This window comes from Aminobacterium thunnarium (assembly GCF_055390565.1).
Genome location: NZ_AP042412.1, coordinates 1639757 through 1664768, shown reverse-complemented (window position 1 = coordinate 1664768; position 25012 = coordinate 1639757). Strand labels below are relative to the sequence as shown.

The 25012-nt window shown below is 41.5% G+C and carries 23 protein-coding genes; 14 read left to right on the top strand and 9 right to left on the bottom strand.

The features are described from left to right. Positions 1 to 28 precede the first annotated feature (28 nt). From ACZ5GY_RS08305 to ACZ5GY_RS08270, 8 genes are all read right to left on the bottom strand, one after another. Positions 29 to 1669: a bifunctional metallophosphatase/5'-nucleotidase gene (locus ACZ5GY_RS08305; RefSeq protein WP_213691568.1), complete on the bottom strand. Its 1641-nt coding sequence runs from the start codon at positions 1667 to 1669 to the stop codon at positions 29 to 31. Between the two features lie 14 nt (positions 1670 to 1683). Continuing rightward, on the bottom strand, positions 1684 to 2688 hold the full coding sequence (locus ACZ5GY_RS08300) for a BMP family lipoprotein (RefSeq protein WP_213695589.1): 1005 nt from the start codon (positions 2686 to 2688) through the stop codon (positions 1684 to 1686). A 31-nt stretch (positions 2689 to 2719) separates the two neighbouring features. Beyond that, on the bottom strand, positions 2720 to 3580 hold the full coding sequence (locus ACZ5GY_RS08295) for an ABC transporter permease (RefSeq protein WP_213691566.1): 861 nt from the start codon (positions 3578 to 3580) through the stop codon (positions 2720 to 2722). Between the two features lie 3 nt (positions 3581 to 3583). Continuing rightward, positions 3584 to 4639, bottom strand: a complete 1056-nt coding sequence (locus tag ACZ5GY_RS08290) for an ABC transporter permease (protein ID WP_213691565.1) — start codon at positions 4637 to 4639, stop codon at positions 3584 to 3586. 4 nt (positions 4640 to 4643) lie between these two features. Next, on the bottom strand, positions 4644 to 6152 hold the full coding sequence (locus ACZ5GY_RS08285) for an ABC transporter ATP-binding protein (RefSeq protein ID WP_213695590.1): 1509 nt from the start codon (positions 6150 to 6152) through the stop codon (positions 4644 to 4646). A gap of 162 nt (positions 6153 to 6314) precedes the next feature. Continuing rightward, entirely contained in the window at positions 6315 to 6461 is a 147-nt protein-coding gene (gene nrdD, locus ACZ5GY_RS08280; protein ID WP_213691563.1) for an anaerobic ribonucleoside-triphosphate reductase, read from the bottom strand. 50 nt (positions 6462 to 6511) lie between these two features. Beyond that, a complete protein-coding gene (locus ACZ5GY_RS08275) occupies positions 6512 to 7201 on the bottom strand; it encodes an anaerobic ribonucleoside-triphosphate reductase activating protein (RefSeq protein WP_213691562.1) in 690 nt (229 codons plus the stop codon). Then, positions 7198 to 9234: a ribonucleoside triphosphate reductase gene (locus ACZ5GY_RS08270; RefSeq protein WP_213691561.1), complete on the bottom strand. Its 2037-nt coding sequence runs from the start codon at positions 9232 to 9234 to the stop codon at positions 7198 to 7200. The genes ACZ5GY_RS08275 and ACZ5GY_RS08270 overlap by 4 nt, the downstream gene beginning before the upstream one ends. A gap of 266 nt (positions 9235 to 9500) precedes the next feature. On the opposite strand from ACZ5GY_RS08270, the gene ACZ5GY_RS08265 reads away from it, so the two are divergent. The 14 genes from ACZ5GY_RS08265 to ACZ5GY_RS08200 all read left to right on the top strand — a co-directional run bounded on the left by ACZ5GY_RS08265 (position 9501) and on the right by ACZ5GY_RS08200 (position 23504). After that, entirely contained in the window at positions 9501 to 11162 is a 1662-nt protein-coding gene (locus ACZ5GY_RS08265) for a phosphoenolpyruvate carboxykinase (ATP) (RefSeq protein ID WP_213691560.1), read from the top strand. 58 nt (positions 11163 to 11220) lie between these two features. Then, positions 11221 to 12573, top strand: a complete 1353-nt coding sequence (locus ACZ5GY_RS08260; RefSeq protein ID WP_464111740.1) for an MATE family efflux transporter — start codon at positions 11221 to 11223, stop codon at positions 12571 to 12573. A 63-nt stretch (positions 12574 to 12636) separates the two neighbouring features. Beyond that, complete coding sequence (locus ACZ5GY_RS08255; protein ID WP_213691558.1) at positions 12637 to 12822, top strand: hypothetical protein; 186 nt, start codon at positions 12637 to 12639, stop codon at positions 12820 to 12822. Between the two features lie 131 nt (positions 12823 to 12953). Continuing rightward, the gene (locus ACZ5GY_RS08250) at positions 12954 to 13787 is read left to right on the top strand and encodes an ABC transporter substrate-binding protein (RefSeq protein ID WP_213691557.1); all 834 of its coding nucleotides are present in this window, start codon (positions 12954 to 12956) and stop codon (positions 13785 to 13787) included. Positions 13788 to 13856: 69 nt separating this feature from the next. Beyond that, a complete protein-coding gene (locus ACZ5GY_RS08245; RefSeq protein ID WP_213691556.1) occupies positions 13857 to 14552 on the top strand; it encodes an ABC transporter permease in 696 nt (231 codons plus the stop codon). Further along, on the top strand, positions 14549 to 15574 hold the full coding sequence (locus ACZ5GY_RS08240) for an ATP-binding cassette domain-containing protein (RefSeq protein WP_213691555.1): 1026 nt from the start codon (positions 14549 to 14551) through the stop codon (positions 15572 to 15574). Before ACZ5GY_RS08245 ends, ACZ5GY_RS08240 begins: the two co-directional genes overlap by 4 nt. 382 nt (positions 15575 to 15956) lie before the next feature. Further along, the gene (gene nuoE, locus ACZ5GY_RS08235; protein ID WP_213691554.1) at positions 15957 to 16427 is read left to right on the top strand and encodes an NADH-quinone oxidoreductase subunit NuoE; all 471 of its coding nucleotides are present in this window, start codon (positions 15957 to 15959) and stop codon (positions 16425 to 16427) included. A 14-nt stretch (positions 16428 to 16441) separates the two neighbouring features. Further along, on the top strand, positions 16442 to 16810 hold the full coding sequence (locus ACZ5GY_RS08230) for a (2Fe-2S) ferredoxin domain-containing protein (RefSeq protein ID WP_213691553.1): 369 nt from the start codon (positions 16442 to 16444) through the stop codon (positions 16808 to 16810). A gap of 14 nt (positions 16811 to 16824) precedes the next feature. Next, positions 16825 to 18618: an NADH-quinone oxidoreductase subunit NuoF gene (locus ACZ5GY_RS08225; protein ID WP_213691552.1), complete on the top strand. Its 1794-nt coding sequence runs from the start codon at positions 16825 to 16827 to the stop codon at positions 18616 to 18618. 21 nt (positions 18619 to 18639) lie between these two features. Continuing rightward, a complete protein-coding gene (locus ACZ5GY_RS08220; protein ID WP_213691551.1) occupies positions 18640 to 20661 on the top strand; it encodes an NADH-quinone oxidoreductase subunit G in 2022 nt (673 codons plus the stop codon). A 3-nt stretch (positions 20662 to 20664) separates the two neighbouring features. Beyond that, the gene (locus tag ACZ5GY_RS08215) at positions 20665 to 21204 is read left to right on the top strand and encodes an NADH-quinone oxidoreductase subunit B family protein (RefSeq protein WP_213691550.1); all 540 of its coding nucleotides are present in this window, start codon (positions 20665 to 20667) and stop codon (positions 21202 to 21204) included. 21 nt (positions 21205 to 21225) lie between these two features. Beyond that, on the top strand, positions 21226 to 22659 hold the full coding sequence (locus tag ACZ5GY_RS08210; protein ID WP_213691549.1) for a Ni/Fe hydrogenase subunit alpha: 1434 nt from the start codon (positions 21226 to 21228) through the stop codon (positions 22657 to 22659). A 90-nt stretch (positions 22660 to 22749) separates the two neighbouring features. Continuing rightward, positions 22750 to 23208 carry a hydrogenase maturation protease gene (locus ACZ5GY_RS08205; protein ID WP_213691548.1) on the top strand — a complete coding sequence of 153 codons (459 nt, stop codon included), beginning with the start codon at positions 22750 to 22752 and terminating at the stop codon, positions 23206 to 23208. Between the two features lie 8 nt (positions 23209 to 23216). Further along, positions 23217 to 23504, top strand: coding sequence for a hypothetical protein (locus ACZ5GY_RS08200; RefSeq protein WP_213691547.1), 288 nt, complete (start codon positions 23217 to 23219; stop codon positions 23502 to 23504). Positions 23505 to 23596: 92 nt separating this feature from the next. Here the strand turns inward: ACZ5GY_RS08200 and ACZ5GY_RS08195 are convergent, their stop codons facing one another. Beyond that, complete coding sequence (locus tag ACZ5GY_RS08195; protein ID WP_213691546.1) at positions 23597 to 25009, bottom strand: hypothetical protein; 1413 nt, start codon at positions 25007 to 25009, stop codon at positions 23597 to 23599. Positions 25010 to 25012: the final 3 nt, after the last annotated feature.

The following is a 25012-nucleotide window of genomic DNA, read 5'->3' as shown; positions in this document are numbered from 1 at the left end:
GGTGAACTATCATAGGAACGAATCTGTTCTAACGAATCGTTATTCTTCCTTCTTCTTGAAGCGTTATGTGCCCCACATGGCGAACATATTGTGCAAGACTTTCAACATCTCCTAACTGTAGACTATAGGCGGTAGGTCCTGCCATTTTAAATATGTAATGTTTGTCTCCACCTGTGCCCAACCAATCGTTAGTTGTAACTGTATAGACAGCCTGGGGATTTAAAGGTGTCCATGTTCCATCTTCGTGTTCTACTAATACGTCGACAACGCGGTTTCCAGTCTTAACAAGTTCCCCTTCGTTGTTGATAATTGCAGGTTGGCGACTTAAGTCATAAGTCACTTTAAGTCCAGCTACCTGAATGAATCCGCCAGTTGGAGTTCTCAGATTGCCATCGTACCCATCACCTTCACGAATAAGGGCAGAGGCAGAAACTTCAAGAATGTTTCGAATTTGTTCTCCCGTAAGTTCAAAACGTACAAGAGTATTACCGTAAGGAAGCATTTCATAGAGAGTCTTATATGAAACTTCCCCTGCGGGATAGACTTTGTCTCCTCTGATGCTTCCTCCGTTCATGAGACCTATTTGTGTTTGTCCATTCCAGCGAAGGGCGTCAGCAATAAAGTTTCCTATAGGAGCTTCTTGTCCTCTTACCATGATTTTTCTGGCATCTGCGTCCTGATCCATGATGCCTATAGGTTCACCTAGTTGTTCATCAAGCTTTTGCTGGAAGGGGTCAATGAGCCATGATACTCTTTTATCCATTGGGATAGCAGTCGTGAGCTCTCTGGCTACCCACGTCGAGTGCTCTTCATCAAGCTTGCCATTTTTTATGGCAACTCGGGCAATGCCTGTATATCTCCCCATTGAACCGGACTGAGTAACCATCGTTTTCCACCCGTTAGGACCGGTTATAATTTCTGGCGTTTCGATTAATGTATGGGTGTGCCCGCCTGTAATAATATGAATACCTTCTACAGATTCTGCAATGGCTCGATCTGCGTACACTCCGATGTGAGTCATAGCGACAATAACATCGCACTCTTCCTTTTGTAGTATGTTCACCATACGTTGTGCTTCTTCAATAAGATTTTGTCCTACTCTGAATTGGCGACTTCCAGTCGTTACTGTAGCGAGTTCAGGAGCGATGAGACCAAAGAAGCCTATTTTTAATCCATTGGCTGCATACTTTATAACGTAAGGGTGATAGAGATTTTTAAAAGCTGGGAGATCCGTATACAGATTGGCGATAGTAAAAGGGAACTTGGCATAACGCATAACATCTTCGAGAACAGCAGCTCCCAGGTCAAATTCATGATTCCCCAACGTTCCAACGTCAATTCCAGCTAAATTGAGAGATCTGACTTCGGGAAGACCTTTATAGAAAAAGAAAAGTGGCCCTTCATTAATATCTCCCATCTCCAGAGCAAAAACATTCCCTGGATTTTTAGCTTTTTCCGTTCTTATAACTGTAGAAGCACGGGCCATACCTCCAACTTCAACTTTGACCTTCTCCCCATTTTTTTCTTGACTAATTGAGTATGGATAAATGTGTCCATGAATATCATTCATAGTGATGAATGTAACTGTCCCATCTGCAGCAAAGGCGCTTACGGCAAGGAGGAGGACAAGACAAAAGGCCAAAAGTCCTCTCGTTAATTTCCTTCCCATAACCTCATCTCCTCTTATTTATATTCTTCAACAACAATTTTGCCTTCCACGACATCTTTAGTAATTTCTTCAAGTTTAACTCTTACGTCTTCGGGAACAAGTTTGAGAGCACTGTCAGTCCATGAAAGTCCGACGCCGTTATTTTTCAGGTCATAAGATACGACTTGTCCTCTTGGATATGTCCCTTCCTGTTTTGCTTTTATAAGGTCGAATGCAGCGTTGTCGAGGCGTTTCAGCATAGAAGTGAGAACGACTTCAGGAGCAAGATATTCTTGTGGCGAGTCGACGCCAATAGCATAGAAGTTTGCCTCTTTTGCAGCAGCAATTACACCCTCTCCAGTACCGCCGGCAACCTGGAAGATAACGTCAGCACCGTTATGATACTGATTTAAGGCCATCTCTTTTCCTTTAGCGGGGTCTGACCAGCTTCCGACAAAACCGGTAAGAATTTTACAGTTAGGGTTAACGTACTTGGCTCCTTGTTCATATCCCACAAAGAAATTGTGAATAACGGGGATATCTTCTCCACCGACTGCTCCTATAATGGCATCTTTATTAACATGTGGATCGTTTTCTCGTGTTGTCATCATCGCGGCGAGAGCTCCTGCCAAAAAACTTCCTTCATTTTCTTTAAAGTCGACATATGTTACATGGGCTGTTTCTCCAGAAACGTCAAAATAGGCGAAATCAGTGTTTGGAAACTCGGGTGCAACTTGCTCTATAGCGTCGATAAATTCGAAGCCTACTACAAATACAAGATCGAAATTTTTAGCAGCAGTTGCTAAATAAGGAACATAGTTTGCAGGGTCGAAGTTGCATTCTACAACCTTCCCGACAATACCCAGCTCTTTCTTAGCCCGTTCAAGACCCGCATTTGCAGAGTCATAAAAAGAGGCATCGCCCAGTTTATTGGCAATAACAAGGGCTACTTTTGTTTTGTCTGCGGCGAAAACTGGTGCGACAATGACTCCGAAGAGAAGTAAGCCAGCTAAAAAAAGGCACCATATTTTTTTACTCATACCTTATCACCTCATCTGAGAGTATTTTGAATCAGGCCTGTTGTGCCCGCTTCATTCGTTTCCAGTTTTTGAAAATCAATGCAAAAATAACTAAAATATAAGGAAGCATCAGAGCTAAATGGCTTGAAAATCCAAAGGATTGAAGCTCTATCCCTACTGTTTGCGCAGCACCGAAGAGAAAAACGCCCACAACAGTCCAGAGGAGATTTCCTCCCCCAAAAATGACAGCAGCTACGGCAAGCCAACCTCGCTCTGCACTCATTCCGCTGACAAAAGCAACTAGATATGAAGTAGAAAGAAATGCTCCGGCCATTCCGACCATGAGTCCATTTATTGCGAGGGCCTTAAAACGAAGACGTATCGGAGAAATTCCCGCGGCAGAAAGAGCTTCTTCATTTTCTCCTACAGCTTTTAAACGCATTCCAAAAACACTTTTGGAATCAAAGAACCAAAAAATAAAGAAAAGAACGAAGGCTACTATTATGATTAAAGAAAGGTCACCAAGCCATGGTATGTGTACGTCTGGAATGCGAACCATACGTGGATCCCTGAATCCTCCCTTTACATGGAAAATACTTTTCATAAGAAGAATAGATAGACTATCGGCAAGAATATTGAGGGTCATTCCGACTACCCATATGTTAGCTCTTAAAAAAACGCAGAGGAGCGCGAATAACATGTTAAAAAGCAATCCCGCAGCCATGCCGAAAAGAATTCCGATAACCCAACTTTCAAAAAAATAATTGCCGCAGACGGCAAAAAAAGACGAAATGAGCATAGCTCCTTCTTGACTGATATTGAGAACACCGGTTTGTTGTGTCCATGTTCCGCCAAGAGCAGTGAGCAATAAGGGGGTAGACATTCGTATTGTTGCTCTGACAAAGTCAAGCATGGTTTAATCCTCCCTGATACGATTTGCCAAACGGTTTGCGATAGATATTCCAGCAGTTACAAAAAGAACGGCGCAGCAGACAATGACTGACACTAACTCTTGAGGGATGTCGGTCATAAGCTCCATTTGAAGGGCTCCAGAGCTCATAACGGAATAGACAAGAGCGGCGATAATTCCTCCAAGAGGAGAATAAGTAACCATCATGGCCAGTATCATTCCTGTCCATGTGTACCCAGGTGAGATATTAATGAGAAAACGATAGTGGTCTCCCATGACCAAAAGGGAACCGGCAAGACCTGCAAGGGCTCCACTTAAAAGCATGGCTGTCATTTGTCTGTTTCGTACATCAATACCTCCATATTGTGCGAAGCGAATATTCATGCGGGAAGAGCGCCAATCATATCCCCATACAGAGAGGGTCATGAGAATCGTAACAGCAACTACTGCTACTATAGCTATGTAAATGCCAGTGTTAAGAGTTCCAAAAATCTGGAAGTGGGAAAGGCGCATGGCTTCAGCAATTTTTTCGGTGCTTCCTGCACTTGTTCTTTCTCCTGCGTATGGTCCGGTAGCAAGGAAGGTCGTAAAAAGGATGGCAATGGAATTAAGCATTATTGTAAGAACAACAATATTGAGACCACGATCAAGATGTAGTTTGCCTGGAATCCAGGCCCAAAAAGCGGCTGCGCTTATTCCGGCGGCGAGTCCAAGGGGTATGAGTATAAAACCAGGCATCCCCGCAAACTCTATTCCAATAAAAGCGGCTGCAAAGGCGCCGAGATAGAGTTGCCCTTCAGCACCAATATTCCACATTCCGGCATAAAAAGCGACAGCTATACTCATTGTTGAAAGTACAAGAGGAACAGCTCGTGCTAAAGTAGCTAGAAAAGCATCGGTGTCTCCCAGAGCACCTATAATCATTTCAGCATAGGCTTCAATTGGGTTAGCTCCGTAAAAAAGGATAAGAATAGAGCCAATAAGAAGACTCAGGCCGAAAGAAATAAGAATGATGCATTGATCGCGATAGCGGGAAAACCAGTCTTTTAATGAATAATTCACGTTTTTATACCCCCTCTAACATTAAACGTCCGATAAGGGTTCGATTTGCCTCTTTTCGAGGAAGAATGGCAACTAATGTTCCTCTGTTGATAACGGCAACTCTATCGCTTAAAGATAAGACTTCGTCAAGGTCTGCAGATATGAGTAAAATAGCTTTTCCGTCTTTTCGTAAGCTAAGGAGACGATCATGTATAAAGGATATTCCACCAATATCGACACCTCGTGTAGGTTGAGAGACAAGAAGAAATTCAGGAGCCTGTTCTAATTCACGCGCCATAACAAGACGCTGCATGTTTCCTCCTGAAAGAGTTCCTGCTTGAATATTTTCATTGGCAGCCATGACGTTATATTGTTTCATAAGATTTTGAGTGAATTTTTTGATGGCGGGGAAATTTTGGAAAAAGTTTCTTTTTAAGAAGGAGGATTTATATTGATAGCCTAAAAGAGCGTTGTCTTTTAATGAGGCCAGGGGAGCTAAACCTGTTTTTATTCGATCTTCGGGGATATATGAAAAACCTTCACGTCTTCGCTTCAGAGGAGATAGGTAGGTAATATCTTTTCCCCCCATAAAGATTTGCCCTTCTTTAACGGTACGAAGACCTGAAATAGCTTCTTCAAGTTCGCTCTGTCCGTTACCGGTAATACCTGCTATTCCTACTATTTCTCCTTTATGAACTTCCAGCGAAAAATCTTTTATAGCCTCTTGGTGCCTGTCCCCGAGAACGGTGAGATTTTTTATTTCAATACAGGATTTTAATTCATGAGATGAAGTTTCTTCTAAAACAGGAATATGTACGCTGTGTCCAACCATAAGAGAAGCCAGATTTTCTGCATTTGCCTCTGCACGGGGTAACGTGGCAATATGTTTGCCTTTGCGCATGACTGTTATAACGTCAGAAATTGCGAGAACTTCATTGAGATTATGGGCAATAAAAATAATGGTTTTACCAGCTTTACGAAATTCTTTAATAATCGAAAAAAGGCCATCTATTTCTTTAGGAGACAAAACTGCTGTTGGTTCGTCGAAAATAAGAATTTCGGCTTTTCTATAAAGAAGTTTGAGTATTTCCACTCGCTGCTGAATACCTACCGGTAAAGAGTGAACAGGAGCTAAAGGGTCAATTTCGAGTCCATACTGTGAAGAGAGTGACGCAACGCTTTCTATTGCCTGCTTATCATCAAAAACCAAACCATGAAAAGGTTCGTCGCCAAGAACTACGTTTTTATACACAGGCAGCGAGGGGACAAGCATAAAATGTTGATGAACCATTCCAATTCCGTATTTCATTGCATCCCGAGGGGTTTTTATTGAAATTTTCTGTTTGTTAAGCTCGAAAGAGCCTGATGTGGGTGAATATAAACCATAAACACATTTTACAACTGTAGATTTTCCTGCTCCATTTTCACCAACTAAAGAATGAACAGTACCACTGGCTATTTCTAGAGAAAAATTATCGACGGCTTTAAGTTTCCCGAAGTTTTTAGTAAGTGCGGAAATAAACAGAGATGACATCATATCTCCCTCCAATTCCGGTGGGAAGCCTTTTTTACAATGTTTTTATTGTAGCACGATTTTAAAAAAACTGGAGTGTAAAAACATAAAGGGACCCTGAAATTCAGGATCCCTTTATGAAGAGTCTAATAGATTGTTTATTTTTATATTTTTAAGTTCTTCCTATTTTTCTTCTTTTCTTAAAACGTTATCGAATGTTTTTCTATCTTTGAATTCTTCTTTTTTCCCTTTATTCCATTGGGAGACGGGAGTTAAAAAACCTACGACACGTGAATAAACTTCACACTTAGTCCGTTTTGCGCTATTCATTTTTTCTCCTCCTTAACTTTCTCCTTAAACTCAGTTTCGTCTTTAATTCTCTAGTTACGTATTTCCACATTTAAAACATATTTTAAAGCGATCTCTTTGAAATGCTCTAATTCAGCTATTGAAAAACCACGTTGCTTAGATAGTTCATTTAAAAGAGTATTAGAAGGTCTGAAATTTTGAATAAAATATTTCTTTGAGCCTTCTATCATTTTACCTATTTTTTCAATCTCTTCTTCATCAGTAAATCCAGGTACAACGGTAGTTCTAAACTCGTGAAAGACAGAGGATTTTTCCAATAGCTTAATGGTTTGAAATATGGGTTCTATAGAACCGTTGTATCCTGCTGTCGAAACATATTGATCTGGAGATGCTTTGACGTCCATTGCAATATAATCTACAAGCTCTTTTTCCAATAAAGTCTGTATGATTTCAGGTTTGCTACCATTCGTATCGATTTTTATAAGAAAACCCATTCCTTTTATTTTTTCTACAAAATGTAAAAGATCAGAGTGTAACGTGGGTTCTCCTCCGCTGATAACGACGCCGTCAAGAAGGCCGGTTCGTTTTTTAAGCAAATCAAAAAAATCAATTTCTGAAATATGTGATGTTTCTTTTCCCACTACCAGTTCCGGATTATGACAGTAAGGACACCGAAAGTTACATCCTTTTGTAAAAATAACGGCTGAAACTTTCTCTGGATAATCGATGAGACTTGACGGAACAATACCAGCTAAAATCACTTCGTTTTCACTTCTTCCTCATATCCATTTTCTGCATCGCAGTAAGGGCAATATTCGTGAGCTCCTGGAATATAGCCATGAATGGGACAAATACTAAAAGTAGGCGTAATCGTAAAATAAGGAAGATGGAAGTTCTCTGCAATTTTTCGAACCAAACGCTTCGTGCTTTCACCGCTAGGCATACTTTCTCCTAGGAAACCATGGAAAACGGTTCCTCCTGTGTAGAGTGTCTGGAGGTTGTCCTGAAGTTCCAAAGCTTCAAAAATATCATCGGTATATCCTACTGGTAGCTGAGTTGAGTTTGTATAGTAAGGTTCTGCTCCCCAACGTCTCACTTTATCCTCGTTGGCAGCAATAATGCTATTGCCGTAACGGTCTTTATCGAGGCGTGCAAAGCGATAGCTTGTTCCTTCAGCTGGAGTTGCTTCAAGATTGTAAAGATTGCCAGTCTCTTCCTGAAAATCTGAGAGACGTTGCCTCATAGCTGTCATCACTCGAGTTGCAAATGCCATCCCTTCGGGGTCTGCAATGGTTTTACCCATAAAGTTCATCAATGCTTCATTCATTCCGTTAATGCCAATCGTATTAAAGTGGTTATTCCAATACATTCCAGTTTCTTCTCTTATAGAGCGAAGATAGAATTTAGAGTAAGGATAAAGGTTTGCGTCTGTTAATCGTTCAAGAATTTTTCGTTTTATCTCGAGACTTTCTTTTGCTATATCCATAAGTTCAAATGTGCGCTGTAAAAAGTTCTCTTCATCCTTGGCGAGATAGCCGATACGAGGCATATTTAAAGTCACGACACCTATTGATCCGGTCATGGGATTCGAACCAAAAAGGCCACCGCCTCTTTTTCGGAGCTCTCTATTGTCCAAACGTAGACGGCAACACATAGAACGAGCATCGTCTGGACTCATATCGGAGTTAATGAAGTTCGAAAAATATGGGATTCCATAACGAGCGGTCATGTCCCATACCGAGTTGAGCACGTCATTATTCCAATCAAAATCCTGCGTTATGTTGTATGTGGGAATAGGGAAGGGGAAGACTTTGCCTGTAGCGTCTCCCTCTAGCATGACTTCCGCAAAAGCGCAATTGAGCATATCCATTTCTTTCTGGAAGTCCTTATATGTTTTATCCATAGGTTGACCACCTACTATCGCTGGAAGGCCACCAAGAACAGCAGGGGGGATAAGGTCCATCGTAATATTCGTAAAAGGTGTCTGGAATCCTACACGGGTAGGAACATTCAGATTAAAAATAAATTCTTGTAGAGCCTGCTTTACCTCACGATATGTAAGATTATCGTAATAGATAAAAGGAGCCAGATATGTATCAAAATTAGAAAATGCCTGAGCTCCAGCAGATTCTCCTTGCATCGTATAGAAAAAATTAACAATTTGTCCAAGCAAACTTCTAAAATGTTTCGCTGGCTTACTGCTCATTTTCGTCTGTACTCCAGTAAACCCGCTTACAAGAAGATCATAAAGGTCCCAGCCACAACAATATACTGAGAGGTTACTCAAATCATGAATATGCAAATCACCTGCAATATGGCGTTCCCGTACTCGAGGTGAATATATCTCTTGAAGCCAGTATTGAGCAGTTAGTTCAGATGCAATATAGTTATTAAGCCCTTGAAGGGAGTAACTCATATTACTGTTCTCATTGACTTTCCAGTCTAGCTTTTTAAGATACTTGTTGATCATGTCTGCTGCACTGCCGAGAAGTTTTTGCGTATCTCTCATTTTGGCGTGCTGCTCTCGATACAGAATATATGCTTTTGCTATAGAGGCATATCCCTTCTCTATCAGGAATTTTTCCACAAGATCCTGTACTTGTTCTACGGTAGGAATTCCTTCCTCCTTATAGAAAATTTCAAGAAGAGAAACGATTTGCCGAGTAATTTCTTGGCCGACTTCTGCGGGGTTTGCATGATTAACAGCTTTAGCCGCTTTCATTACAGCCGTTGTAATTTTCTTTTCATCGAAGGGTACTTCATGGCCATCTCTTTTCCGTATTCGATGTATCACAGTAGAGGCCTCCTTAATTATGGGAGTAATTTCAAATGCACGAGGTCCGATTATACAGTGCTTTATAGAAAAGACCAAATGTTTATATGAGTCTATATAGCGTCATTTATAATATTAAAACGCTATATGTATGGATTTTCTTCGTACTTCTCTTTTTTTCTCTTTTTGCTTCTAGTCGGAATCGTGTGCATATTGTAAGATGAATGACATCTTGTCTTCTGATATTTTTAACATTTTATGAGCCAGTGGAGAAAAGGAGTGTTCACATGGCGACTTTCGGAAATTACAAAGATGACGAATCTTTCAAAAAAATTACCTCACGAATCAGAACCACCATCGAAACTGCTTTTTGGGGTAATAACGTTTTCCATATAACAACACCGCGTGAAGCATATGAACTCGCAAAAAGAAGCCCTGGAACAGTGGAACTGACGGGAATGCCAGTATATGAACCGGAATGGCAGGGACTTCCAACGGGATGCAATGTCCTTCTTTTTAATGATGGAGCTGTCGTAGGACGGTGCGCAGCAGCGAGACGTATTATTGGTGAGCCTAACGTGTCTCTTGATGAATACGCGACAAAGTTGCGGGAAGCAGTCTACAATATGCGCTATAAAGATTTATATGCTACGGAAGCTGTTATTGGTCTTGAGAAAGACTTCATGGTTAGAGCCCACCTTCTCATTCCTAAAGGGCATGAAAATATGCTCTATAATTGGGTTCTAAATTTCCAGTATATAAATAAAATTTACAATGAAATGTACAAAGAGTCTAAAAAATATGTTGAGGGTGATATCTATATATTGGCAGATCCAGACTGGAAACATCCAGATCATCCTTTAGGCTTGTCACTTTTTGATCCAGAGCATAATTGTGCTGCTGTTTTAGGAATGCGTTATTTCGGTGAGCTAAAGAAGGGAACACTGACATTGGCGTGGGGAACTGCCGTACGCAATGGTTTTGCTTCGTGTCATGGAGGATTAAAAAGATATAATCTTTCTGGAGGGCGTTCCTTTGTTGCCGCTGTTTTCGGCCTTTCCGGGTCGGGAAAATCTACTATCACTCATGCTCGGCACCAAAATAGATATGATATTACCGTACTTCATGACGATGCTTTCGTTATTAATCTTAAAGATAGGTATTCCATAGCTTTGGAACCTTCGTATTTTGATAAAGTTCAGGATTATCCTATGGGGTGTGATGATAATAAATTTATTGTTACGCTTCAGAATTGCGGAGCGGTGCGTAATGAGAATGGCCTTGTTTGTGCCGTTACAGAGGATCTCCGTAATGGAAATGGAAGAGCTATAAAGTCTAAACTTTGGTCTCCAACTCGTGTCGATCGAATAGATGAACCTATAAATGCTATCTTCTGGCTAATGAAAGATCCAACTATTCCTCCAGTTCTCAAACTTACAGATCCGGTTTTGGGAGCAACTATGGGGGCAACATTAGCTACGCGAAGAACGACGGCAGAACGTCTTGCTCCTGGAGTTGACCCGAATGCTCTTGTTTTTGAACCCTATGCTAACCCCTTCAGAACGTATCCGTTAAGCATAGATTACAATCGCTTTAAAGCCCTTTTTGATAGTGGTGTAAACTGTTATATTCTAAATACGGGAGATTTTATGGGCAAAAAAGTGCAGCCTTGCCATACTCTTTCAATACTCGAATCAATCATTGAAGGGCATGCCTCCTTTAAACCTTTTGGCCCGCTGCGTACAATTGAAATAATGCATATCGATGATTTCTCTGTTTCACTCAACGATGTGAACTATAAAAAAGAGATTTTTGCTCGCATTAAAGATCGAATTGCTTTTGTTAAATCAAGAGAATCGGAACGGGGAGGAGTAGATAAGCTTCCCAGAGAAGCTCTTGAAACTCTTCAAAGTTTAACAAGGGAGTTAGGATATCCCGGAGAAAATTAACAATAGTATCGAAAGAATTTTATTTGGTAGGTGAATAGATGTGGAGACTACAAGAAGGATGGGGGAAGAGTCAATCCCCCGTCTTCTTTTTCATTTTTCAGCTCCTGCTATAGTGGGATTGCTTGCTAATGCTTTATACAATATTGTTGATAGAATTTTCGTAGGTCATGCAGTTGGACCTATGGGAATAGCTTCTATTGCTGTTGCTTTTCCCTTTATGATTGCAGGTATTGCAGTGGGCCTGCTTGTGGGAGTCGGCTCTTCTGCTCTTATTTCAATTTCTCTTGGAGAGAAAAAGAGACGACAAGCAGAAGTTATTATGGGGAATGCAGTTGCTCTTCTTGCCATAGCAAGTGTTTTAGGCGTGATTTTGGGGTGGCTTTTCCTAGACGATATTTTGCGTTTGGGGGGAGCAACTGATTTATTATTGCCAGAAGCCAGGAAATATTTGCGAATTATTCTTATGGGGGTTCCCTTTTCTCTTTTTAGTTTTGGTTTTAACTACTTTATTCGAGCTGAAGGATCTCCCCGTTTTGCAATGATGACCCTCCTTCTAGGGGCCGGGGCAAACATCGTTCTTGATGCAGTTATGATAATGGGGCTTAATATGGGGCTTGAAGGAGCTGCTTTTGCTACCATTACTGCCCAGCTTATAGCTGCTTTATGGGCAACATCCTTTTACGCGAGGAATAAAGGACGTTTACGTATTCGATTGATAAATTTACGATTGCGCAAAAGAATAGTTAAAAGGATTGTTTCCATAGGAATGGCTCCTTTTTTACTTGAGGCGACCTTTACTTTTATTTTAGGGCTACTGAATCAAGTTTTGAAGGTTTATGGTGGAGAAATAGCTATATCAGCTCTGGGAATATTTTTTAGTCTTGATTCTATGCTTTTCCTTCCTGTTTTGGGGATCGGTGAAGGAGCTCAACCTATCATAGGGTATAACTTCGGTGCTAAACATATCGACAGGGTTAAATCGACGGTGAAGTGGGCACTTGCCGGAGCATTATCGTTTTTCGGTTTGAGCTTTATTATCGTTTACTTTTTGGCCCGACCTCTCGTTATGATTTTTAATACGACGAGCCCCGAACTTATTAATCTAGCAGCAAGAGGACTTGTTATTTCTTACAGCTGCGTAGTTTTTGCTGGGATTACAATCATTGCATCATATACGTTTCAGGCTTTAGGTTTGGGCCGTCAGAGCTTAATACTCAATATTATGAGGCAGGTTATTTTTTTCATTCCGCCGCTTTTAATCCTCCCTCCTCTTCTTGGAACTGATGGAGTTTGGTTGGCATTTCCATTCTCTGATGTGGGAGGAGGCTTATTCGGTGCCTTTTTACTACGGCGCCAATTTCGGGATTTTGAGCGCTTTAGAGTCGAAGAAAAGGATAACGAAAAAATATAATGCAACCGGTTGCATTATATTGAGTGTTGACGTATAATGCTTCCTATGAGGGAGGCGATGTCTATGTGGATGAAAGACATGAACGGAAATTGGTATAATAGTGAGCATGCAGTTTCGAGCAAAAAGATGAACGAGTGCCAGGGATATTGGCAGAAGGATTCTTATGGCAATTGGTATTGTGCAAAAGCGGATTTCTCCCTCATTCGTGCAACGTCTAAAATGTCTTTGTCGTTAGGAAGAGCCTCGTAAATATTTTCTTATTACGTTATAGTAATAGTATAAGTATTTAATATTGAATTTAAATATTCGTTATGATATGTTGCCCTCATAGGCTTAAAGCTTGTGAGGGTTTTATTTTATGTAAAGGAGGAATAGTCAGAATGTGTAAAATGCAAAAAAAGATTGTAGCTTTTCTTTTCGTAGCGCTCTTTGTTTTTGCTTCTTGTGCCTGGGCTGAAACACCAGTATTACGTATGGCGACTACAACGAGTACAGACAATACCGGATTGCTTGACTACCTTGCTCCTCTTTTCAAAGCCGATACAGGTATTGAATTACAGTGGGTTGCCGTTGGAACTGGAAAGGCCCTGGAATTAGGTAAAAATTGTGATGTAGATATATTGCTTGTTCACGCTCCTGATACAGAAAAGAAGTATGTGGAAGATGGATATGGGGTAAATAGACGACAAACAATGTACAATGATTTTATTATCATCGGTCCTAAAGATGATCCCGCGAGAATTAAAGAGCTGACTGTTGTTGAAGCTTTGAGTAAAATAGCGTCTTCCAATGCTTCTTTTGCAAGTCGAGGAGATAAATCAGGTACGCACATTATGGAAATGAACCTTTGGAAAGAAGCTGGTTTAGCGCCTGATAAAGAGGCATGGTATATACAGACTGGTCAAGGAATGATTAATACGATCAATATAGCAGCAGAGCGCTCTGCATATACAATGACTGATCGTGGAACTTTTATCAAATATGAGGATGTAAGCAAAGGGAATTCACCTTTTGCAATAGTAGTAGAGGGAGATCCCGTTCTAAGAAACCAATATAGTGTCATTGCTGTTAACCCTGCCCGCTGTGACAATGTCAAGTATGATCTGGCTCTTAAATTTATAGATTGGATCGTCTCTCCTCAAGTTCAGGAAAAAATAGGAAAGTTTGAATTGCTTGGAAAGACTCTCTTTTTCCCGAATGCTGATGCGCAGTAAAAAGCATATTTTATAGAGAAAGCGCTGCCTTAACAGGGTGGCGCTTTCTTTAACTGGAGGAATATCTTTATGGATTATATTTCTCAAGGAATTTTAAAAGCCTTCAGTCTTCTTTTATCTGGTGATGCACAGACATGGTCTGCTATTGTAACTACATTAAAGGTGTCATCTCTTTCTATTTTCCTCACTCTTCTTATTGGTATTCCGGCAGGTTTTTTTCTCGGGAGCGTTCCTTTTCCGGGGAGGAATATTATTCGAACCTGTGTTGACACGCTCTTGGCTCTTCCCACAGTGGTTGTAGGATTGCTTGTTTATTCTTTTATCTCCAGACGGGGTCCATTGGGATCATGGGGATTGCTTTTTACAACTGAAGGCATTGCTCTGGGACAAATTGTATTGGGATTACCTATAGTCGTAGCTCTTACCGCTTCTGCTATCGAAGGACTTGAAGTGCAACTCCGCCAGACACTTCTGACTCTTGGAACAACAAAGAGACAGCTTACATTAAGTACTCTATGGGAAGCTCGTTATGCTGTTATAGTTGCCGCAATAACAGCATACAGTCGTATTATTTCAGAGGTGGGAGTGTCAATGATGCTTGGTGGCAATATAAAATGGCATACTCGTACTATAACAACAGCTATTGCGCTTGAAACAGGCAAGGGCGAGTTTGCTATGGGCATCGCTTTGGGTTTGGTTCTCTTATCACTTGTTTTAGTGGTCAATTTGATGCTTGCTGAGTTTAAGCGGAGGAGTGCGGCATGAGCTCTATATATTCTCTTAAAAAAGTCAGACATTTTTATAGCGGACGTTGTGTGCTCGACATCCCAGATTTAGATATAGAGCAAGGTGAAATAATAGGACTTCTCGGTGCTAATGGTAGCGGAAAAAGTACCCTTCTTCGCATTCTTGCTTTTCTTGAAAGGCCGACAGAAGGTGAACTCTATTTTAAAAACAGAAAAATAGAAACTTTCTCGGTGGAAGATCGAAGATCAGTAACGCTCTTGTTGCAAGAGTCATATCTTTTGAAAAGAACGGTATGGGAAAACGTTGCTTTTGGTTTAAAAATACGTGGAATCAGTGGTAAGGAATTGTTTAAAAGGGTGGAGCAGGCTCTTCTTTTTGTTGGTCTTGAACCTGAAAATTTTGCGAAAAGAAAGTGGTTTGAACTCTCTGGAGGAGAAGCTCAACGTGTTGCTCTTGCAAGTCGCCTTATATTAAGACCTCAGGTTTTACTTTTAGATGAACCCACAGCTAGTGTCGACCAAAATAGTGTCGATTTAATGAAGCAATCTATCAAAGTTTGGCGAGAGAAATGGGGGACAACTATCTTTCTTGTTAGCCATGACGATATTTGGATTAAAAGTCTCGCGGACCAAATTATGAGCTTATCGGAAGGGAAACTCTCTTTTTCCGCACGTGATAATCTCATAAAAGGGATTTGGGAAAAAAAGGGAGACATGGCAAAACTTTACTTGCAAGATGGACAGGTGATCACCTCTTCTGTTTTTCCTGAAAAGGGAGAAAATCTTTATATTAATCCTTCCGCTATTGTTCTCTCGGTAAAAAAGGTAGACGGAATTTCGGCTCGGAATTCTCTGTATATGCTTGTTGACAGTCTTACATATGAAAATGGCAACAATTGTGTTCTTGTTACACTTTCTGTGAGGGGCCTCACCCTGGTTGTTCGAATAACTCCTGAAGCGGCCCAGGAACTCAATATTGTTCCTGGAATGTATGTTTGGGCTTTTTTTAAAGCGACATCATTTCATACTTCCCAATATTAGTTTTTTTGAATAATGGACGCAATATACACTTTTCAGTTGGGTTGTACAGTTTTTATTCATGTGATAGCATGAACGTGGAATTTGAAAATTCCTTTTCTTCAGTTCATCACCTCTATGGAAAAGTTTGAGGGGCCAAGAGATGACAATAATGGAACCCCTCTCGAAAAGAAAACTGCCGGCCGCTTTCCGAGGGGGAGCGGCTTTTATCTATATTGATGATTTTTCTGTGTCTTTTGTATGGAAAATACGTAATATGGTTTTTTTCTAAGATTGTGAAAGAGATAGCAATTAATGTTGCTATCTCTTGTTCTTCATAAAGAGCATTTGCTTTGAGAAAAAGTTCCCGAAGTCATTTCGGGAGTTCACAACAAGGAGGGGAATCATGTCACAGGTGGAGTTGGAACGAATCCAGAAAACGCGGGAAATTGTGGCTCCTTGGAAGGGAAAGAAAGGTGGTCTCATTCCTATTCTCCAGGAAGCTCAGCACGAATTCGGGTACCTGCCCCCCGAAGTCATGGAAACAATCTCCAAAGAGCTTAAGATTGCAAAAGCTGAAATTTATGGAGTAGCGACATTTTATGCACAGTTTCATTTGAAACCACGGGGCAGACATGTTGTTCGAGTTTGTCGAGGAACGGCTTGCCACGTTCGTGGCAGTTTGAAAATCCTTGACAAGGTCAAAGAGCTTACAGGCGTTAGCGAAAACGAAACAACTGATGATTTACGATATACGATAGAGCCGGTCGCCTGCCTTGGTGCATGTGGACTAGCCCCTGTCATGATGGTAGATAACCAGACTTTTGGACGTCTTGCCCCTGACATGGTGGCCGGAATACTTGCTAAGTTCGAATAACGAGGAGGACGGCAATGGCTAAAATTAATAATTTGGAAGAGCTTAAAAAAATTCGCGAGAAATCTAAAGATTTAACTTCAGCCCGTTCCGAAGGAAAAGTCGTTATTATTGTTGGTATGGGAACTTGTGGAATTGCTGCAGGAGCCCGCGAAGTAATGACTGCTATTATGGATGAAGTTGAGAAGAGAAAGTTGACTGATGTCAATGTGCAGACAACCGGTTGTATCGGTATGTGCCAGAATGAGCCTTTAGTAGATGTTATTCGTGACGGGATGCGTATTACATATGGTAATGTGAAACCTTCTGATATCCCCGTCATTATTACTGAACACGTTGTTAATGGTCATGTCGTTGAAAAACTGGCCATTGGCAGAGCCGACTAAGGGGGGGAGTCAGAATGCCGATCTATCGTTCTCACGTTCTTATCTGCGGAGGAACTGGATGTACCTCTAGTGGATCCCATGATGTGATGGACGCATTCCGAGAAGAACTTCGTAAACAAAAACTCGACAGGGAAGTCCTCGTCGTTCCTACAGGTTGTCACGGTATGTGTGAAATGGGGCCTATCGTTGTTGTTTATCCAGAGGGAACTTTCTATTGCAGGGTTGCTGCAGATGATGTTAAGGAAATAGTCTCCGAACATCTTTTAAAAGGACGAATTGTTCCCCGGCTTCTTTATACTGTTTCAGAAGAAGCTCCTAAAGTTCCTCACTATAAAGAAATTCCTTTCTATGGAAAACAGCATCGTATAGCTCTCGAAAACTGCGGCTATATCAACCCGGATAATATAGAGGAATATATTGTTCGGCATGGCTATGAAGCTTTAGGTAAAGCTTTGACGGAAATGACTCGCGAGCAGGTTATTGAAGAAATAAAAACTTCTGGCTTGCGTGGCCGTGGGGGCGGCGGATTCCCTACAGGCTTAAAGTGGACTTTTTGTGCCAGGGCTCAAGGAGACAAAAAATATGTTATTTGTAACGCTGACGAAGGGGACCCAGGCGCATTTATGGACAGGTCAATTCTTGAAGGAGATCCCCACGCCATAATCGAAGGAATGATGATTGGAGCGTATGCCATAGGGGCCAATGAAGGATATATTTATTGTCGTGCCGAGTATCCCTTGGCAATTCTGCGTTTAAAGACAGCTATAGCAAAGGCTGAAGAATATGGCCTCCTTGGAGAACATATTATGGGTACTGATTTCTCCTTTAATTTGCATATCAAAGAGGGAGCAGGAGCCTTTGTTTGTGGTGAAGAAACAGCTCTAATGGCTTCTATTGAGGGACAGCGGGGTATGCCCCGTCCACGTCCTCCATTCCCTGCCAATAAGGGGTTGTGGGGAAAGCCTTCAAATATTAACAACGTTGAGACATGGGCAAATGTCGCTTATATCATTCGTCATGGTGGTGCTCATTACGCTTCGATGGGAACAGAAAAATCTAAGGGAACGAAAGTTTTTGCCCTTACAGGAAAAGTTAAACATACTGGTCTTGTAGAAGTTCCCATGGGTATCACCTTGAGAGAAATTATTTTCGATATAGGTGGCGGCATCCTTAACGATAAGAAATTTAAGGCTGTTCAGATTGGAGGCCCCAGTGGAGGATGCCTTACGGAAGAACATCTTGATATTCCCGTAAGCTACGAGTCTCTTGCAGAAGTTGGAGCCATTATGGGATCCGGCGGAATGGTCGTTATGGACGAAGATAACTGTATGGTCGACGTTGCTAAATTCTTCCTTGAGTTTACACAGCGGGAATCATGCGGAAAGTGTACTCCTTGCCGAGAGGGAACAAAGCAAATGTTGTTGCTTCTTAACAAAATTACTGAAGGTAAGGGCACGATGGAAGATCTCGAAAACCTGAAAAACCTTGCCCTTATGGTCAAGGAAATGTCTCTGTGTGGATTGGGACAGACTGCTCCTAACCCCATACTTACGACTCTTCGTTACTTTAAAGATGAGTATATTGCTCACGTACGAGACAAAAAATGTCCGGCAGGTGTCTGCCCTGCACTTATTGAATTCTCCATCGACCAGGACCTTTGTAAGCGTTGTGGCCTTTGTGCTCGAAACTGCCCGGTACAATGTATCCCTGGGGATAGAGCGTCGGGGTACACCATCGACACAGAGAGATGTATCCGTTGCGGCACCTGCTATGATAAGTGCCCCTTCGGAGCCATTATCAAAGGTTAGTGTGGCAGGGAGGATGCGAATATGAGCGAAATTACTCTGAACATTGATGGAAAAGTTTGTAAGGGAACTGCAGGGGATACTATCCTTGGAGTAGCCCGTAAAAACGATGTCTACATTCCGACCCTTTGCTACCTTGAGGGTATTTCTGCTATAGGTTCATGTCGTATGTGTGTCGTGGAAGTGGAAGGAAGCAATAAACTTCTGACTTCATGTACAACACCAGCTACAGATGGCATGGTTGTTCACACACAAACAGAAAAGTTAAAAGAATATAGACGTCAGATTCTTGAACTTCTTTTTGCTGGAAGAAACCACTTCTGTATGTTCTGTTCACAGAGTGGAGATTGCGAACTGCAACGTCTTGCTATTGAACATGGAATGGATAAGGTTCGCTATCCTTATCTCTATGCAGATTTTCATAATGATGCGTCAGATGAAGATTTGCAGGTAGACCATAACAGATGCATACTTTGTTTGCGCTGCATCAGGATTTGTGATGAGAAAGTTGGAGCACATACTTTAGATCTTGAAAAACGGGGTTGGAACGCCAGCGTAGTCTCCGATCTTGGTAAAGTTCTTGGTGAAAGTGACACATGCGTTTCTTGCGGAGCTTGTGCTCAGGTTTGCCCCACTGGAACTATTACCATCCGCGATTTTGTCTATCGTGGGCGTCGTAACGATTGTGACGAGGTCGTTGAGAGTATTTGCCCTCTTTGCCCAGTAGGATGCAAAATAAAGGCATATGTCAGAACGGGCAGCATAACAAGAGTTGAAGGTGCTTCAGTAACAAGTCCCGATGGAGGGCAGCTTTGTCATAAAGGCCGTTGGTGGCTGCCTGAATCCACAGAAAGAGAACGTCTTTCTGTTCCTATGATCCGTACTGGCTCAACATTCCGGGAAGCATCTTGGGATGAAGCTCTCGGACTCGTTGCTGATAAACTGAGAACGGCCAAGATTGAAAAGAAGGCTGGCGCCCTTGTATCAGGGCTTTCTACAGACGAAGAACTCTCTGTTATTTCAGACTTTTTCCGTGATTCTCTGAAAATAGACAAAATCGATTGCTTTAATGGGGATACCCTTCGTGGTTTTGAAGAAGGTTTCAAGCCGTTCTTAAGTCAGGGAGTGCGCCCCTTTACAGCAGCTCATAACATACTTGACAGTGATGCCATTATTGTTATTGGCGGAGATCCTCAGAATGAAGCTCCTGTAGTTGCCAGCTATATCAGAGTAGCTACAGTGAAGAATGGTGCAAAACTTATTAACTTCTCGGCCAAGGATAATCCTTTCGAGGATATTACAGATGCTGATATCCGTATATCGGCAGAAGTTCTTCACGGTGCTCTCGTTTCCTTTACCGAAGCTGTTGCAGGAAGAGAAGATGCCGAGAACCGTATTTCTTCAGTAGCTGATCTTGCGAATATGGAACCAGAAGAAATAGCAATAGCGGCGAAATATTTGGCCGATGCAAAAAAACCAATTGTTGTATTGGGGTCAAGATTGGCCAAACATCCGCAGATTGTTATGGAAGCTGTAAATATGGCTATTACAGCCAAAGGCGTTTTTGATGATGGGCTTGGACTTGTTCCTATGATTCTTAGCGGGAATAGTCTTGGTGCCTGGAATACTGTTTTAGGCAAGACTCCTTGGCTTGAAACAGCAGATCTTGACTTCCTGTATGTTAACTCGACAGGTATGGTTGCCGAAGATCCCAAGTCTTTAGAAGCTATGAACAAAGCAAGATTTGTTGTTGTCCACACTCCATATATGGTCAGTCCCTTGGTTAACATGGCAGATGTTTTACTTCCGATGCCTGCATGGTATGAGCGAAGCGGCCACTTCTGCACTCTGGAAGGGGAGCGTCGCCGCATGAATATGGTTGTTCCTCCTAAAGAGGGGCTTCGTGGTTTGTCAAAAGTTTTCCAGGATTTGGCGTCTAAAATGGGTGTTTCTCTCTCTACATCTTCGGCGTCACCTTGTGAAAATGCGTTTAAATCGAAAATTTCTCCAGATAAGGCCCAAGTGGTCTCCTCTGAGGAGGTGTAGAATATGTCTAAACCAAAAGTAGCTACTGTCTGGCTTGAGGCATGCGCCGGATGTCATATGTCATTTCTTGATATTGATGAACGGATTATAGACCTCCTTGAGAAGGTAGATCTGACGGCTACGCCTGTGACAGACATAAAAGAATTTCCAGAAGTCGAAGTTGGCGTTATCTCTGGAGCCTTGGGAAATGAAGAGGAAGTACATCTCGCCAAGGAAATGCGGAAGAAATGCAAGATCCTTATTGCATGGGGAGATTGCGCTGTTTTTGGCGGAATTAACTGTATGAGAAACTTCATGAAAGCAGAAGACGTACTGAAAGAAGGATATATCAATACTGTCTCTACAGTAAATCCTCAGGGCATTATCCCTGGAGAAGATATTCCTAAATTGCTACCCCATGCCGTGCCTGTAGATTATGAAGTAAAAGTTGACGTGTATGTTCCCGGATGTCCTCCGGATGCAGACACTATTTACTATGTTTTCCAAGAAATTTTGCAGGGACGTATTCCTAAAGTGCCTGTAGATATGATGAGATACGATTAGGGAGCAGGGAGGAGATCGAAAATGTGTGCAGAAAAAGCAAAGACCATTGTTGTTAATCCTGTCTCCCGTATTGAGGGACATGGAAAAATTACAGTAATGCTCGATCAAAAGGGAGAAGTTACCGGGGCCCGTTTTCATGTCACGCAGTTTAGAGGATTTGAGGCGTTTACACAGGGACGTGATTTCCGTGAAATGCCCGTAATTACACCTCGAATTTGTGGAATTTGCCCTGTCAGTCACCATTTGGCATCTGCGAAAGCATGCGATGCTATTCTTGGTGTAACGTTGACTCCCACGGCGCATAAACTTCGTGAGCTTATGCATATGGGGCAGTTTATTCAGTCTCATGCTCTTTCTTTCTTCCACCTTTCAAGTCCTGATCTTTTGTTTGGATTTGATGCTGATCCTGCCGTTCGTAATGTAGCTGGTCTGGTCAATAAGTTCCCAGATTTGGCTGTTATGGGTGTAACAATGAGAAAATTTGGTCAGGAAGTTATTAAGACTCTTGGCGGTAAGAAAGTACACCCATGGCACAGCATTCCTGGTGGAGTAAACAGAAGTTTGAGGGAAGACGAGCGAGATGAGATTCTGGCTGGCATTCCAAAGGTAAAAGAAGATCTTCGCAAGGCTTTAGATCTAATCAAAAATTATTTGGCTGAGCATGGTAACGAAGCTAAAGAATTTGCAACTTTAGAGACTTCTTATCTTGGGCTTGTACGAGAAGGAAATCTTGAACTTTATGATGGACGGATTCGTTTACGTAGCCCGAGAGGTCGTATAACAGACGAGTTTGATTCAACTGAATATGCGACTTTCATAGGTGAACACGTAGAGCCATGGAGCTATCTGAAGTTCCCCTTCTATAAGCCATTGGGATTCCCTCATGGTAGCTATAGAGTTGGACCTTTGGGACGTGTTAATGCTTGCGATACTATTTCAACTCCTGAAGCTGCGTCAGAATTGGCTGCTTTCAGAAAGTTGACAGAAGATGGCATTGTTCACTACACAATGTATTATCACTATGCTCGGTTGATCGAAATTATGTATGCAGTGGAACGTATGGAAGAACTACTGCACGATGAGGATATTACCGGCAGGGAACTAAGGATTACGTCAAATGACCTTCAGCCAGAGGGTATTGGTGTTATCGAAGCTCCTCGTGGGACGCTGATTCATCACTATCAAGTGAATGAAAAAGGTGCCATTACTAAAGTAAACCTTATAGTTGCTACCGGACATAATAACTATGCTATGAATAAGGGCGTAGAACTTGTCGCTAAAAAGTATATACATGGAGAAACAGTAGAAGAGGGTGTTCTTAACAGAATGGAACACGTTATTCGCTGTTATGATCCGTGTCTTTCCTGCTCTACGCATGCTGTGGGTAGAATGCCTTTGAAACTTTCCATACTTGATGCGATGGGGAAAGAAATTCGCACAATTGAGAAACATTAGAGGAAATCGTTCTTTCTCGTAATCCATAACGGATCACGGCAGGGTTAGGGGGGAGCTCCCTGGCCCTGCCTTTTATTAAAGGAGTTATACATGAGAGTATTCGTTGCAGGATTTGGAAATCCTTTTCGCGAAGATGATAGTGTTGGCTTATTTCTTGCCCCTCGAATTGCCAGTTGGCTTGAAGGTTGCGGAGTTGACGTTGAGTTGTGGACTGGGCAACAACTTTTGCCAGAATTGGCATATGATCTTGAAAATGTTGATTTGGTTTTATTTATAGATGCTGATGTAAGACCGTTACCTGAAGGGTGTATACTTGAGCAGGTTATGTCAGATTCATCTCTTGAAGGATTGAACATACATTCAATGGGGCCTGCATGGTTGCTTTCTTTAATGGATCGTCTTGACATGAAGCAGCCAGAAACTTGGTTGCTTTCTGTTTCAGGATATTCCTTTAATTTTACAGAGACACTTACTGAACAGTGCCTATCAGATGCTCATAAAGCAGAAGAAGCTTTTCATAAGTGGTGGAAAAAACGAGAGGAGGTTTAATTTTAATTATGTGTAAGGTTATAACTCCAGAATCAACAGAAGGACATCTTCATGTTCATGGTCCGTTAGAAGAAGCTGAATTGCTTCGTGAAACAATTGCTGAAGAATTGGAAGGAATGACAAGTCTTGTTGCCAGATGGCATGCTGTGGAAGGTCATGAGGCTAAACATGCCTTTCTTCACGCCATCGAATCTAAAAAAGCAAACTTGAAAAATTTATGGGAAGCACTGGAAAAACTAGAAGAAAGCTTATTTTCAGAGGCTGAGCATGAGCATTCCCATCATCACCATCATTAAGAGTTGCAGATAGGAAAAGCATAAATTAGAAAAATAAGAAGGGAAGAAAACTTTGAGATTTTTCTCGGAGTTTCCTTTCCTTCTTATTTTATTTACAGATCTAATATGGGAAAAAGTTGTTTAAAGACTTTATGTGTTTCTCTGGGTAAAATACGATATCCTTTACATTCTTTGGTGAGCCAGAGAAAGTAGTCTTTGTAAAATGATTGTGCAAGGGTGATTATAGATTTTTTACGGTTTTCTTTAATAAGCTCATAACTATTTTTAATAGCCCTATCTTCGTCACTATCCCAACGAAATGTGGCGAGAGCGTAAGCTACGCTTTTTTCGTGGCTATGAGCAGAAACAAAGGGGATTAGCAGAGTATTATCGCTCCAATCGTATGTTCCATAGCCATGCCCGGGAACTAAAATAACTGTAGGTAAACCGTACATTCGAACGCGGGCTACACGTAGCATGTCTGTATCGCGACTGATCATTTCTTCCATTAGAGAAGCTCCTTGCTCTAAGGGAAGTACCTTTGCATTCTTGCCTGGAATATAAAGGGGAGAAAGGTCTGTTCTGGCACTTTTAGCTGTCAAAGAAATATATTCTCTTTTAGCGTCAAACATTGATCGAAATTCACGTTTCTGAAAAGCAACACTTTCTTCTTTATACTTCTCTCCAAAACGCTCTTGTTTCTGGCGCCATTTTTCTTCCTCTATTTCAAGAAAGGAAAGAGCCATGGAACAGTATTGAGCTTGATAATGCATCGCCAGAATACGTTTGTATTCTTCTTCCGTAATGCCCCCTTCTTCTAAAGAGCACCTTTCTTTAAGAAGTGTCATCATTGCTCGTTCAGCTTCTTTGTACGTGTAGTGTGAAGAAGCCATGGATTGGTGAGTCTCTTCATTGCTTTCCCGATACTTGCGAGTTCTGAATTCTACTTCTGTGAAATTCGGAAGATTTTTTTCAAGATTGGAAATCATTGTGAGATTATTATCTTCGATAGAAGTGTTTTCTTTTCCCATAATGACTTGCAAAAGGAGATGAAGCCTTTTTTTATTCGATTCAAGACGTCGCTTTAGTTGATTTTTCCGTTCAGACAAAGATAGCCCCTTAAGAGGTTTTTCATAAGGATGTTGGAAGACGAAACAATATAATTCATTAAAATAGTCAGTTAAAGTAACATATTGAAATAATCCGGCAGGTAAAGCTGCTGAGGTATCTATTTCAAAGGTGTCACAATATTCTTCAGTAGGTACAAGACCGTAATTAATAAAGAGATCTTCTTTTTCGTCGAAAAAAAGCTGATCGGGATTCTGTGTTATTTGAGCTTCAAGTAAAAGCCATACGCATTGCCAATAGCATTCTCCCAGCTTTTGCCAGATTTTTCGCGATTCGATCTTTTCCTGGACATCGTCAGAAATGCTATATTTCTTATATGCATTTAAAAGTGTTTCGAAAGCCTTATATTGCTGTGTAATTTCTGGATTATCTTTCCAACGTGCGAAGGGAAAACTCACCGT